The organism is Psychrobacillus sp. NPDC058041 (assembly GCF_042885655.1).
In the GTDB taxonomy this organism is placed as follows: Bacteria; Bacillota; Bacilli; order Bacillales_A; family Planococcaceae; genus Psychrobacillus.
Genome location: NZ_JBHVRO010000010.1, coordinates 111,073 through 124,162, shown reverse-complemented (window position 1 = coordinate 124,162; position 13,090 = coordinate 111,073). Strand labels below are relative to the sequence as shown.

Genomic DNA, 13,090 nt, shown 5'->3' with positions numbered 1-13,090 from the left:
TGGTAAGCACACGATCGACTGTAATATGTAGATTTCTACATGTTCTCATATCGGCGGGCAGACATACATCTTATGTCTGCTCGTTTTTTTATTTGATCGAAAACGGCGTAAGTAATTCGTTTCTACGGAATTTATGCCCAAACCATGTATTCGCGACACTATTTGGAGGTGGATTGTTATTAGCAAAGACATGTATGTGAACGACGGCATAAGAGCACGCGAAATACGAGTTATCGATCAAAATGGCGATCAATTAGGATTGAAAACACGTAATGAAGCACTTGAAATTGCCGGCCGTGTAAATTTGGATCTTGTCCTTGTGGCTCCTCAAGCCAAGCCGCCGGTCGCTCGTATCATGGACTATGGTAAATTCAAATTTGAGCAGCAAAAGAAAGATCGCGAAGTTCGTAAAAATCAAAAGATCATCGTGATGAAAGAGGTTCGTTTGAGCCCAACAATCGATGAACATGATTTCCAAACGAAATTGAAAAACGCGATCAAGTTCCTTGAAAAAGGAGATAAAGTGAAAGCATCTATTCGTTTTAAAGGTCGTGCCATCACTCATAAAGAGATTGGTCAACGTGTCTTAGATAGATTTGCAGAAGCTTGTACGGAAGTATCCACAATCGAGTCAAAACCGAAAATGGACGGCCGTAGCATGTTCTTGGTACTTGCACCAAAGAACGAAAAACAGTAATAGAGTACAATTGTTTAGGAGGAATTCGACATGCCGAAAATGAAAACTCACCGTGGAGCTGCAAAGCGTTTCAAAAAAACGGGTACAGGAAAATTAAAACATGACCGTGCTTTTGGAAGCCACTTATTCGCTAACAAATCTACTAAAGCTAAACGTAAACTACGTAAAACTAAAGTAGCTTCTTCAGGCGATTACAAACGTATCAAAACTTTACTTACTTACATGAAATAATAAGAAACTTAAATCTTCGAAAGAATAGCAGGAGGTAATGAATCATGCCACGCGTAAAAAGCACACCAGTAACAAAGAAGCGTCGTAAAAAAGTATTAAAATTAGCTAAAGGTTATTACGGTTCAAAACATACATTATATAAAGTAGCAAACCAACAGGTTATGAAATCTTTAATGTATGCTTACCGTGACCGTCGCAACAAAAAACGTGAATTCCGTAAATTATGGATTACACGTATCAATGCAGCAGCACGTTTAAACGGTCTTTCTTACAGCCGTTTAATGCACGGATTGAAAGTTGCTGAAATCGAAGTTAACCGTAAAATGTTAGCTGATCTAGCAGTAACAGATGCAGCAGCATTTACACAACTTGCAGATGTAGCAAAAAAAGCAATTGCTAAATAATTATAGATAAAAAAGCTGATAGACATTCTATCAGCTTTTTTTGTACAAGGAGAATACGATGGAAGAGATAATCCTATTATTTATATTAATCATGTCATTGATTGCTTTTTTTGTAATGGGTTATGATAAGTCTCAAGCAAAAAAACATAAACAAAGAGTTTCAGAGCGAACTTTATGGATGCTCGCATTGTTCGGCGGAGGTATTGGGGCTTATTTTGGAATGCAATTGTTTCGACATAAAACGAAGCATACCAATTTTCGTGTTGGATTTTTAATGTTAATGATAATCTATGCTTTTTTAATTTTTTGGATCGTAAAAGCGAACAACCCTATGAGTGCATAGGATTGTTCGCTTTTTATAAAAGATACATAAGTTTATGGATTATCATCCTGAGAATACTCAGAATACATAGTACTTTAAAGAATTAAATAATGCTGTGGATTTCCGTTTTAGGTGGACGCTTTCCGCGGGGGTGCCGCTTACGCGTTCGTTGTGATAGCTCATCTGTCTCACTCATCCCGCTGGAGTCGCCACCTTTCACTACAATCCATTAAGTGAATAGTACCTAACAAGACAGCTATCGCTAATCGGATAGAATCAGTTTAAGTAAACCGTAATGATCATGTCAATCTTGTAATGGTGGTTGTTTTCCGCTGAAGGCGGACGCTTTCCTGGGGGCAAGTATCAAGCCGCTTCGGGCAAACACGACGTTGGTCACAAAGGCGTTGCCACACGATGTGGCGCAATTAGCCTTTGATCAATTGAGCGCTCAGTCCAGGGTCTTGATTTGCTTGCTAATCCCCTAGGAGTCGCCGCCTTCCGCTCCAATCAACAGTGCACATAATAAAGGCAATGTGAATGATAGAAATTTTCTGTGATACTCCAAGCATGGTGAAGAATTTGCTTTTTTAGTTGATCTATTCTTCTTTCATTAATTGTTCAATTGGACTTTTCCAACTAATTTTTGCAGAAGGGTAGTTCATTTTAATTTCATTTTGTAAAAAACGGAAATCTTCTTTTGTAAAGCCTTGAAGCTTGGCGGGATCTTTTGTCCATACGAAAATAGATACGACTTCAAATGCTTGATCTGTAGTACCTAAATATTTTTCTCCTTCAAAAATAGCACCTTTATATGTGATGAAAAAGTTTTTGCGGACATTTTTTATATCGTCATAAAAATAATATTGTTCTTTCTCATATGCTTCGTCAAGTTTTCTCTTTGGATCAAACAAATAACGGAGAATTTTGTAAAAAACATATATTATAATGATAATTATGAGCAATCGAAGTATATGGACCATTTAATGTCCTCCTTGTAAAATACATAGTATCTGCTATACGATAATAGAGGTAGTTTGGTTTCAAAATAAATGAATTTTTTTGGAGGAAATAATGAATTTAGAAAAACTTTTTACAATGCAGGAAGCATTAGACCAATATATTCAATCAAACAAACAAGTGGAGGAAGATGTTTTTATAAAAAAAGGGTTAGCTTTACTTGTAGAGCTATCTGAATTAGCAAATGAAACAAGGTGTTTTAAGTTTTGGAGTGAAAAGGGACCATCTGAACGAAGTGTTATATTAGAAGAGTATGTGGATTCTATTCATTTCATATTGTCACTTGGTATTGAAAAGAGTCTTCAATACTTAACGGAATGGCCTTTAGAGAAAAGAGATGGGGATTTAACTGTGCTTTTTATATCCACCTCTAATGCAATTCATCAATTTTTATACGAGCCAACGATGAAAACTTACAAAGAAGTGTGGATTCAATATGGTGCAATTGCAAAACTATTAGATTTTTCAAGTGAAGAGTTAGTAGAAGCATATATTAGCAAAAACGAAAAAAATTATGAACGTCAACGGTCAGGTTATTAACTTAATATCACCGCTAGCTGAAATAGGTTAAGCCTATTGGTACAACATATTCTTAACCTATTGAGAATTAAATAAATATTTTGTAAATGCTTTCATGATACATTATAATAAAAAATGTAGAAGATATTTAGGAGGTCGAAATAATGTCAAAACTTGATGAAACACTAACCATGTTAAAAGAGTTAACTGATGCAAAAGCAATTCCTGGAAATGAACGTGAAGCACGTGAGGTAATGGAGAAATACATAGCACCTCATGCGGATAAAATTGAATATGACAATCTAGGAAGCTTAATCGCCGAAAAAGTAGGCGATGCAAATGGTCCTAAAATCATGGTGGCTGGACATCTTGATGAAGTTGGTTTTATGATATCCAAAATTGACGATAAAGGTTTCTTAAGTTTTCAAACAGTAGGTGGCTGGTGGTCACAAGTAATGCTTGCTCAACGCGTATCAATCGTTACTCGTAAAGGTGACACAATCACAGGTGTCATTGGTTCAAAACCTCCACATATTTTATCTGCTGAAGCACGTAATAAAGCAGTAGATATTAAAGATATGTTTATCGATATCGGTGCATCATCTAAAGAAGAAGCTATGGAATGGGGAGTATTACCAGGAGATATGGTGGTACCTTATTTCGAATTCACAGTGATGAACAATGAAAAATTACTGCTAGCAAAAGCATGGGATAATCGCATCGGTTGTGCTATTGCAATTGATGTATTAAAAGGATTAAAGGATCAAGACCATCCGAATATTGTGTATGGAGTAGGTAACGTACAAGAAGAAATTGGTCTTCGTGGTGCTAAGACTTCTACAGTAAAAGTAAAACCAGATATTGGTTTTGCGGTTGATGTAGGTATTGCAGGTGATACACCTGGAATTACACCAAAAGAATCAACAAGCAAAATGGGTGCAGGACCACAAATAATTCTATTTGATGCATCGATGGTATCGCATAAAGGATTACGTGAATTTGTAATCGATGTCGCTGAAGAAAATAAGATTCCTTATCAATTTGAAATGATTCCTGGTGGAGGAACAGATGCAGGTTCAATGCATATTTCATTAAATGGTGTACCAGCACTAGCAATTGGAATCGCGACTCGTTACATTCATTCACATGCAGGAATATTGCATAGAGATGATTATGAAAATACAGTAAAACTTATTGTAGAAGTAGTAAAGAAATTAGACAGTGAGACAGTAAATAAAATTACATTCGGTTAATAGTAGACGTCTAGAAAGGCTTGTATAAGTTTTTTCTAGACGTTTTATAATTATTATAAATGCATAAAAATACACTTGATTTTATGTTTATTCAAATATATAATGGGTAATACATAAATATACGTAAAAAGGAGTTTTTATTAATGAAGTTGCTTGAGTGGGTTAACTTAATGGTTGTTGATAGTTTAAAGGGCAAAGATTTATTGACACTATTAGATTACTCAAAAGAAGAAGTCACTGATTTAGTTCTTTTAGCAGTTGAGTTAAAAAAGTTAACGAAAGCAGGGAAGTGTCCTCCCTTATTAGAAGGTAAAACATTAGGAATGATATTTGAAAAACATTCCACTCGAACAAGAATATCCTTTGAAGTTGGCATTAAACAACTAGGTGGAAATGGTATGTTTATGCATGCTCGTGATTTACAAATTGGACGTGGAGAATCTGTTTATGATACAGCGCATGTATTATCTGGCTACTTAGATGGGATTATGATACGTGCCAATTCTCATGAAATGGTGAGGGAACTTGCGGAACATGCTAGCATTCCAGTAATTAATGGATTAACGGATATATTTCACCCTTGCCAAGCATTAGCGGATATTTTAACGATTTATGAAGTGAAAGGAAATACTGCAGGCTTGAAAATAGCGTATATTGGCGATGGCAATAACGTTGCGCACTCATTAGTAATTGCAGCAGCATATATGGGCATGCATATAGCGGTAGCAACTCCAGTTGGCTATGAAGCAGATGAAGAAATCATTCAAAAAGCACAAGTAATCGCGGTAAAAAACGGAGGCTCGTTATATGTTTCTAACGATCCGATAGAAGTAGCTGTTAATGCAGATGTTATATATACCGATGTTTGGACTTCAATGGGTCAAGAAGAGGAGTCTGCTAAAAGATTAGTAGACTTTAAAGGATTTCAAATAAATGATGAACTTGTGGCGAATGCTAAAAAAGATTATATGTTTTTACATTGCTTACCTGCACACCGTGAAGAAGAGGTTACAAGCTCAGTTATTGATGGACCTAATTCATATATCTTTCAACAAGCTGAAAACCGTTTACATGCACAAAAAGCAGTACTTGCTTCTGTGATGGCTTAATTTAATAAAAATAGCCTGTGAGGACAGGGATTGTCCAACAGTCTATCCGCGGTGTCGTTCGTCAAGATGGATGGCTTCATCGCTACATAGGAAGAGTGATTCGGGAGACGCTGAATCACTCTTTATTATTTTGATTAGTAAAGTAAGATCGTGCGTCCTATAGTTTTGTCCGAGCGTAGTTCAATCTGAAACTGCATCGGTGAGTACATAGTATTACAAGTAAATAAGGTGTTGCAAATTTACATGAAGTGGTACATGGTAGCCTGTTAGGGTGCAGAAAGCTCTTGTTGAGGCTGGTTTCCTACTTCATGAACACAAAGGTTGTATTTCTATTCTGTATTGTATAGCTTTTTAGCATGTCAATACTTCCTAATATAAGATGGATTTTTTATATACCCATTCATTACTACTGTTTATAACTAAGGTATATAAAAAACATTTTCCAAGTGTCCTTCTATAGATGGTATTAATATATCTATCTTAAAGTTAGAAAGCATCATCTTTCAGCTATGTATCACTTTTTTATTTTATTATTGGCTCTGTTAAAGGACAAAGTTGATTATTCATTAATGAATGTGGAGAATGTGTTCCTTATATAATTTTACACCGGGTATTTATGTTAAAGTAAATATAAGATTGTGAAAGAGTTCACTTAAACTAACGGGGCAGTTTAGTTGAAGAAGGAATCGCTATAATTTTTGTTGAAATAGATCGTGCCATTTAATTATACAAAGGAGGATTTACAATGAAATTGGAAAAAGCGAAAGTTCTTGTACTTGGAACTTTTCATATGTCTGAACATGAAGGTTTAAATTCTGAAAGAAGGCAAACTGAAATTGAGGAATTAGTATCTAAACTAGCAAGCTTTAAACCAACGAAGATTGCAGTTGAAATGGTACCAGAGGATAGTGAATATTGTAATGAGAAATATAAACAATATAAATTAGGTACACACAAACTAGAAATGAATGAAATATTTCAAGTAGGCTTTCGTTTAGGTTTAAAGATGGGGCATGAACAGATTTATCCAACTGATTGGATGGGTGAGTCAGACATGGATTATGGAGAAGTTGAAAGTTGGGCAAAAGAAAATCAACCAGAACTTTTAAATGAAATATATGAGGGTTTTGTGTTCCCTGAATTGTCGGAAGATAAAAGTATAATAGATTATTATAAAGAATTAAATGCCCCCACTTTGCTTAACAAGTTGCATAAAATGTATGTGAATATAGCACGTATCGGTGATCTTAATAATTATGTTGGTATGAACTGGCTAAGTTGGTGGTATAAAAGAAATTTGATTATGTTCGCTAATTTAACTCGTCTAATTGATTCGGAAGAGGAACGAGTTTTATTTATAGTAGGTGGTTCGCATTCAAGTATAGTTAACAAATTTCTTGAAGAGAGTGAGATTTGTGAGATCGTCCAACCACTAAGTTATCTATCCTGAAAGGGTACTTTGCTTTAGATGGATATTCCGCAGTAAGGACGTGCTTGTTTAATATGCGTCTCTTTTTCTTCTTCAACTAACGGAGTGCTTTAGTAAGATCATATGATTGCTTAGGCAACTCTTTTTTCTTATTGAACTAAAGGGGCAGGCAAGAAGGTTTAATCTTCTTTTTTGTTGAATCTAATTAAAGAACTATAAATAAATAGATAAATATTATCGAAATATTTTTATCAAAACTTTTATCGTGATTATCTGCATATTGGGCTCAATCTAATATTAATCAGTTAATGAACATTCATTCGTTTATAAGTGCGAAGTAGAGATTGTTGATATTTAGATAAGGAGGTTGTTATCATGAAAAAAATGATTTTGTTTTTATTAGGACTTATTCCTTTTGTGTTAGGTTTTCTAATGAATTCATGGTTGATGCAAAATCAAAATAGTATATTACCGTTTAAATTAATAGGAATTATATTTCTTGTTTTTTGGGTATTGGTTGGATTTATAACTTGTAAGTTTGAAAAAACGCCATTAAAGTCGGCCGTAATTATAAATTTACCTGCTTTTTTAATACTCTTATTTATAATGTATCAAGAAATTATATTAGGACAATATTGGTTCAATATATTTGGAATGGCTACCCAATTTTATTACTTACCGTTGCTTAATATTTCTTCCTCCCTTGTTGGAATATTTTTGTCCTTAACTCCATGGGCGACTCAAATTTGGTCAGCAAGCTTAATAGCCTTTTTACTTATGTTTGCTTCTTACTATTTAGGTTGTTATCTAAAAAAACGCCTCAGCAAATAGTGAACTGTATTTTTAGTTATGATACGCTTTTTAAATTACGCGTCTTAGCTCATTAATAAGAGTCTCTTTTTTCTTCTTCAACTAACGGGTGCTTCAGTTAGTCAAGACCATCATTTCGATGGTCTGTTTTTTTATCCGAAACATCACGTAGTTCTTAGAAATCCTTTGTGAAATGGTACACTTAAACTAACGCAGCAGTTTACTTGAAGAAGAATTTTCCGTAAATTATCATTATTTGAAATGATTGTGATTGAACTTAAGAAGGTGGGGGTTATTATTTTAATTTTATTTGGTATCTTAATTTCTTTTATTACCATTATATTATTCTTAATATTATGTGCTAATATAATAATTTCTTTCATTAAAAAGAAACCTTATCCTAAAAAATTGCTGATTGCAACGTTATCTGGGGCTGTTTTAATATCTTCAATCTATATATATGAAATGTACTTTTTTACATTTAAGGATATTGATAGAGAATATACTCAGAACGGACCTGGACCTGTAACATCACCCACAGAAAAATATACGGCTAATGCTTTTTATGAACCATATGGTGGTGCGGCTGGAGGAGTTAATGTATGGGTTGAAATCACAAACAATATTGAGGAAAATAAAGTTAAAACTGTTTATTATGGAGATGCAAAAAGTAATTTTTCTATGGAATGGATGGATGAAGATACCCTGTATATTCTAAATGACGAACCTGATTATCCAAATTCAAATAGAAGTATCGAATTAAAGATTGGTAAAGAGATTTATCACGAAAATGGTTTGGCTTGTAAAAGTTTGTTAATGAAAGACGACTATGAGACTTGCTACCAAAACTAATATATCTTATTGCTAACGGGTGCTTTACTTTAAGAAGGAGTAAAGCCTCTTTTCTTATTGATCTAAAGCTGCTGAATTGATCAATGAGGCTTTTGGTTTAAATGGTAAAATATATTTAGAGGGGTTTTCTAAAACGACATTAGCCATTTTTATCATATTAGCGAAAAGAGGGAGTAAAATGACTAATTTTTTCTTAATGCTTATGTGCTTTTTATTGTAATTGCAAATATTATTGGATTTATATCTTACAAAAAAAAAGAAAAATTTATATTTTGCTGCTTTTATAATATTGTTATTAGCAGTTTTATTTGGGGCAATCGGTGGTGCATTAGCAGTATTTATTATTCGTGATGCTTTTGCAATATTTTATGGTTTGCAACTAGGACAATATCTAAAAGTAAATAGTGTCATCGTTTTTTTAATTGCAATTTTAGTAACTGTAATAAAGAAATTTAGGAACTGAAAAAAGTATTCACGATAATATTCAACTATGACTTTCACCTTTCGCTGCATCCAGACCAATCATTGGATTCATCAAATATCTCCTCCTAAAGATTCGGTACCTCATTTCCTTCTTTGTAGTATCATAGCTTCGCTTGTTATACGAAATCTGGCTGACTTTATAATACGAAGGGTGCTTTAGCAGAACAAGAGGCTGCCTTTAGAAGTAGTTTTTTCTTATCGAACTAACGCAGCAGGTTAGTTGTACAAGTTATAAATTTAATGGTTTAAAATTATAGAGCATTTCTTTGAATGAGGAATGCTTTTTATTTTTGCTTAAAACAATAACCTACAATAAAAATGTTATTTAAATTAATAAAAATTTATTGTAAAACGATAAATTATATATTAAAATCAAAATCAGAATAAATAAGTGAGGTGCTTTTTATGGAAAAAGTAACAACGTTGTTTTTAAAAATAGCTGTTATTCTTTTGGGAGCCCCAGTTCTTGCTCTGTGCATTTTTTTAGTGCCTGAGATGGCGAATCTTGCAGCAAAATTGCTACCAGATTTTGCTTTTATAAAATATCTCGTTTTCATCGCTTTTGATGCATCGGCGATACCTTTTTACTTTGCATTGTATCAGGCTTTCAAACTCTTACGCTATATTGACAAAAATAAAGCTTTCTCCGATTCATCTGTAAAAGCTTTAAAGAAAATCAAATACTGTGCCATCACAATCAGTATTTTGCATGTGCTAGTTTGGCCGCTATTCTATATCTTTGCGGAAGTAGACGACGCACCAGGAGTTATCTTTGTAGGATTGGTTGTTCCTTTTGCTTCGATGGTTATTGCAGTCTTTGCGGCTGTTCTCCAAAAACTTTTACAAGAAGCAATTAATATCAAATCAGAAAATGATTTAACGGTCTGAGGTGAATAAAAATGGCAATTATAATCAATATTGATGTGATGTTAGCAAAAAGGAAAATGAGCGTAACAGAACTTTCGGAGAAGGTTGGCATAACAATGGCAAACCTTTCTATATTAAAAAATGGAAAGGCGAAAGCGATTCGATTATCCACGTTAGAGGCAATTTGTAAGGCTTTAGAATGTCAGCCTGGAGATATTTTAGAATACAAAAGTGACGAAGACAGTTAAATATTGTGGAGGAAACTTAATATAACAATTATTAGGGGGGTATAACTATGGACATTAACAATTTGATTATTGAAAATATTGCTAACCCTCATGAGATGGAGAGACTGTATAGAAAAGACCCGAAAGCTTTTAAAAAGTCATTCTCACACGCATGGGAACAAAATCCTGATTCTCAGGTTCTTGGTGTTTGGTATGAAAGATTGCATTTCAAGGAGACGGCAAATACAGAAAAATCTTCCTTTCTTCAAAAAGGTTTCTTATTCATGGGCATTTTAGCCATTCTGGCCGGGATAAGCACTAGGATCATTTTCCATTTTGTCGAACAGGAAGCAATTGCTCCAATTAACCTGGCTTTTGGAATAATTCCCTTTCTTGCTGCCTATTTTGTTTACAATAATACTCCGAAAAAAAGTGTTATTTATTCCCTTGCAGCGTTGTTCCTAATTTCCGGCTTTTATCTTAATATGTTGCCATTAAATTATAAAGACAGTATTATCCTTGCTTATTTACACCTTCCCATATTCTTATGGGTATTGGTAGGGCTTGCATTTACAGGAAATGAATATTCAAAAGGCAGTACAAGATTAGCCTATATTAAATTTAATTTGGAATATTGTATTCTCTACGCCAGCATGGCAGTTAGCGGAATGGTACTAGCAGCATTAACCATGCAGTTATTTAGCTTTATTGGCTTGGATATAGAAGACTTTTATTTCAGTAATGTTGTTTTATTTGGTGCAGCCGCTCTCGCTATTGTGGCTGCATACCTGGTTTCAATGAATCTTAAACTTGCTAAGAATATTTCACCATATATAGCTAAAATTTTTAGTCCACTTGTCCTGGTCACATTGTTGGTCTATCTAATAACGGTTATATGGGTCGGAAAAAATCCATTCTTGGACCGCAATTTCCTGATAGCCTTCAACGGAATACTCCTTGGTGTATTGGCTGTTACCATATTTTCCATTATCGAGAGCGACTCAGACGAGAAAAAGAACATTTCAGATTATATAAATTTTGCCTTAATTGTTCTTGCGCTTATCATTGACAGTGTGGCTTTGTCAGCCATCGTGTTCAGACTTTCATCTTATGGGATTACGCCTAATAGACTTGCTGTTTTAGGAGTAAACATACTTATCTGGGCAAATCTAATTTGGATTATGCTCTCCTATAAGCGTTTTCTACAAAACAAATCCGGACCTTCAACTATTCAAGATGCCGTTACTAAGTATTTGCCGATCTACGGACTTTGGGCAGCTTTCGTTATATTTACTTTTCCTCTAATTTTTAATTAGGTAGGCTCTGTCAATGTATCGAAAAGCTAATCTTCTATAACGTATAAAATCCTTAGAGCCGATATTATGGAGCTTTTTATACAGAGTTGCATAATATCGGCTTATTTTCATTACTAAAGTTAAAAAGAAGGTATTCAAACTAGAAGACATAAAATATTGTTGCAACTGGATTCTTTAAAATATGTCCAGTACTTACACTAACGAGGTGCTGTAAAAAATCGACATCAAAATACAATGAGCTTGGAGATACATTTCCCAGCTCATTTTTTATGTGCATTTTAAATCAACCTTTAACTTTAATCTAGCCTTATTATTTACCGGTATTTCAGATAGAATAAAGAAATAGTGGGTAATTTTTCCGCTAAATAATACCGTAGGGAGAGAAACTTTTTGCAAATTTTTGTTTATATAACTTTAGTTACAATCATCATAGTTTCTATTTCATCATCTATTCTACGAAAAAAGAATTATTCCAAGTATTGGATACCTAGTGTTCTATTAATAGGGATATCATTTGTAATCGCTGTCGTAAGCATTTTCACAATGAACGGCTGGGAATCAATGGGTTTTTTCATTATGTTTATTTGCATTACAATAGGTTCATTTATTGGCACAGCTATTTCATTGCTTACAAAATTCAAGAAGATCTAACATCAATAAAGCAAAACGAGAAATCGTTTTGCTTTTTTAATACGATTTTTATAGGGAGAAATGAAGCAAAGTATAAGTAACATTTAGTTAATAATAATTGACAAAATGTTATGTATACATTACTTTTAGAGTATAATAGTTAACATGTTGGAAGAGGGGTCTAAAATATGCTTAAAAATCGAGTAAAAGAGTTACGGGCAAGGTTCAGCTATACACAAGGAGAACTGGGGAAGAAAGCTGGTGTTACAAGACAAACAATCGGATTTATCGAAAAAGGGGAATTTTCTCCTTCAATTACACTTTCTTTAAAACTTGCCCATATTCTTGAATGTAAAGTGGATGAACTATTTTGGTTAGAAGGGGAGGAATGGAAATGAAAAAAGATTTTCGATTGCATTACCCGCTATGGCAGATTGGTTTTATGCTGATATTTATGGTGGCTGCATTTATAGTTAATGGTTCAGTCACTACTTATGTGAATGACAAAACATCATTTTCTTATTCTATACAGCTTGAGGCATTGGAGGGGGGCATTATGTTTCTATTAATTCCATTGTTTATCATTATGGTAATTATTCTATCAAGTAAGTTATCCAAATATAATAAAGAAAACCCAACAAATAAATTATCAGTTTGGAGAACTAAGCCTCTTGAATATATGGAAGACGATGAGGCATGGCAAATGATTACAAGAGATGCAACTAAAAAAGTATATACTTTCTTTTCTTGGTCATTGCCTTTTTCAGCACTCTTTCATTTATTAATCCCTACTTCCCAATTATTAATCATTATAAATATTGTAGTTCTTTCTTTTGCACAATATATTATTTATTATGTCAATGTACGCCGTTATGTCATGTATACAGACGAAGAATAAAAATCATCCGTGAAGAGTAAATACAT

18 protein-coding genes are annotated in these 13,090 nt (G+C 33.7%); 17 read left to right on the top strand and 1 reads right to left on the bottom strand.

Annotation, left to right across the window (positions count from 1 at the left end; genetic code table 11):
- The first annotated feature begins 133 nt into the window (after positions 1-133).
- From infC to ACFVR1_RS15560, 4 genes are read left to right on the top strand one after another with little or no spacing between them, the layout of a single operon-like run.
- A complete protein-coding gene (gene infC, locus ACFVR1_RS15575) occupies positions 134-697 on the top strand; it encodes a translation initiation factor IF-3 (protein ID WP_387585314.1) in 564 nt (187 codons plus the stop codon).
- 30 nt (positions 698-727) lie between these two features.
- On the top strand, positions 728-928 hold the full coding sequence (rpmI, locus tag ACFVR1_RS15570) for a 50S ribosomal protein L35 (RefSeq protein ID WP_053588661.1): 201 nt from the start codon (positions 728-730) through the stop codon (positions 926-928).
- 44 nt (positions 929-972) lie between these two features.
- Positions 973-1,332, top strand: coding sequence for a 50S ribosomal protein L20 (rplT, locus tag ACFVR1_RS15565; protein ID WP_387585313.1), 360 nt, complete (start codon positions 973-975; stop codon positions 1,330-1,332).
- Between the two features lie 58 nt (positions 1,333-1,390).
- Positions 1,391-1,675 carry a DUF1294 domain-containing protein gene (locus tag ACFVR1_RS15560; protein WP_387585311.1) on the top strand — a complete coding sequence of 95 codons (285 nt, stop codon included), beginning with the start codon at positions 1,391-1,393 and terminating at the stop codon, positions 1,673-1,675.
- Between the two features lie 575 nt (positions 1,676-2,250).
- Here ACFVR1_RS15560 and ACFVR1_RS15555 read toward each other — a convergent pair.
- Positions 2,251-2,634 carry a sigma-w pathway protein ysdB gene (locus tag ACFVR1_RS15555; protein ID WP_387585310.1) on the bottom strand — a complete coding sequence of 128 codons (384 nt, stop codon included), beginning with the start codon at positions 2,632-2,634 and terminating at the stop codon, positions 2,251-2,253.
- Positions 2,635-2,725: 91 nt separating this feature from the next.
- Here ACFVR1_RS15555 and ACFVR1_RS15550 point away from each other — a divergent pair, with 91 nt between their 5' ends.
- From ACFVR1_RS15550 to ACFVR1_RS15490, 13 genes are all read left to right on the top strand, one after another.
- Positions 2,726-3,211, top strand: coding sequence for a dUTP diphosphatase (locus ACFVR1_RS15550; RefSeq protein ID WP_387585309.1), 486 nt, complete (start codon positions 2,726-2,728; stop codon positions 3,209-3,211).
- 143 nt (positions 3,212-3,354) lie between these two features.
- Positions 3,355-4,443, top strand: a complete 1,089-nt coding sequence (locus tag ACFVR1_RS15545) for a M42 family metallopeptidase (RefSeq protein ID WP_387585308.1) — start codon at positions 3,355-3,357, stop codon at positions 4,441-4,443.
- Between the two features lie 143 nt (positions 4,444-4,586).
- Positions 4,587-5,552, top strand: coding sequence for an ornithine carbamoyltransferase (argF, locus tag ACFVR1_RS15540; RefSeq protein ID WP_387585306.1), 966 nt, complete (start codon positions 4,587-4,589; stop codon positions 5,550-5,552).
- 745 nt (positions 5,553-6,297) lie between these two features.
- Positions 6,298-7,002, top strand: a complete 705-nt coding sequence (locus ACFVR1_RS15535; protein WP_387585305.1) for a DUF5694 domain-containing protein — start codon at positions 6,298-6,300, stop codon at positions 7,000-7,002.
- A gap of 354 nt (positions 7,003-7,356) precedes the next feature.
- Entirely contained in the window at positions 7,357-7,812 is a 456-nt protein-coding gene (locus ACFVR1_RS15530) for a hypothetical protein (RefSeq protein ID WP_387585304.1), read from the top strand.
- A gap of 246 nt (positions 7,813-8,058) precedes the next feature.
- Positions 8,059-8,643: a DUF5412 family protein gene (locus ACFVR1_RS15525; protein WP_387585303.1), complete on the top strand. Its 585-nt coding sequence runs from the start codon at positions 8,059-8,061 to the stop codon at positions 8,641-8,643.
- A 289-nt stretch (positions 8,644-8,932) separates the two neighbouring features.
- Positions 8,933-9,106, top strand: coding sequence for a hypothetical protein (locus ACFVR1_RS15520; RefSeq protein WP_387585301.1), 174 nt, complete (start codon positions 8,933-8,935; stop codon positions 9,104-9,106).
- A 425-nt stretch (positions 9,107-9,531) separates the two neighbouring features.
- Positions 9,532-10,014, top strand: a complete 483-nt coding sequence (locus ACFVR1_RS15515; RefSeq protein WP_387585300.1) for a DUF2975 domain-containing protein — start codon at positions 9,532-9,534, stop codon at positions 10,012-10,014.
- A gap of 11 nt (positions 10,015-10,025) precedes the next feature.
- Positions 10,026-10,241 (top strand): helix-turn-helix domain-containing protein, encoded by a 216-nt coding sequence (locus ACFVR1_RS15510; RefSeq protein WP_017153334.1) that lies wholly within the window; start codon positions 10,026-10,028, stop codon positions 10,239-10,241.
- A 47-nt stretch (positions 10,242-10,288) separates the two neighbouring features.
- Positions 10,289-11,536 (top strand): DUF4153 domain-containing protein, encoded by a 1,248-nt coding sequence (locus ACFVR1_RS15505; RefSeq protein ID WP_387585298.1) that lies wholly within the window; start codon positions 10,289-10,291, stop codon positions 11,534-11,536.
- Between the two features lie 390 nt (positions 11,537-11,926).
- Complete coding sequence (locus ACFVR1_RS15500) at positions 11,927-12,187, top strand: YesK family protein (RefSeq protein ID WP_387585296.1); 261 nt, start codon at positions 11,927-11,929, stop codon at positions 12,185-12,187.
- A 167-nt stretch (positions 12,188-12,354) separates the two neighbouring features.
- Positions 12,355-12,564: a helix-turn-helix transcriptional regulator gene (locus tag ACFVR1_RS15495; protein WP_387585295.1), complete on the top strand. Its 210-nt coding sequence runs from the start codon at positions 12,355-12,357 to the stop codon at positions 12,562-12,564.
- Complete coding sequence (locus tag ACFVR1_RS15490) at positions 12,561-13,064, top strand: hypothetical protein (protein WP_387585293.1); 504 nt, start codon at positions 12,561-12,563, stop codon at positions 13,062-13,064. The genes ACFVR1_RS15495 and ACFVR1_RS15490 overlap by 4 nt, the downstream gene beginning before the upstream one ends.
- The last annotated feature ends 26 nt before the right edge of the window (positions 13,065-13,090 follow it).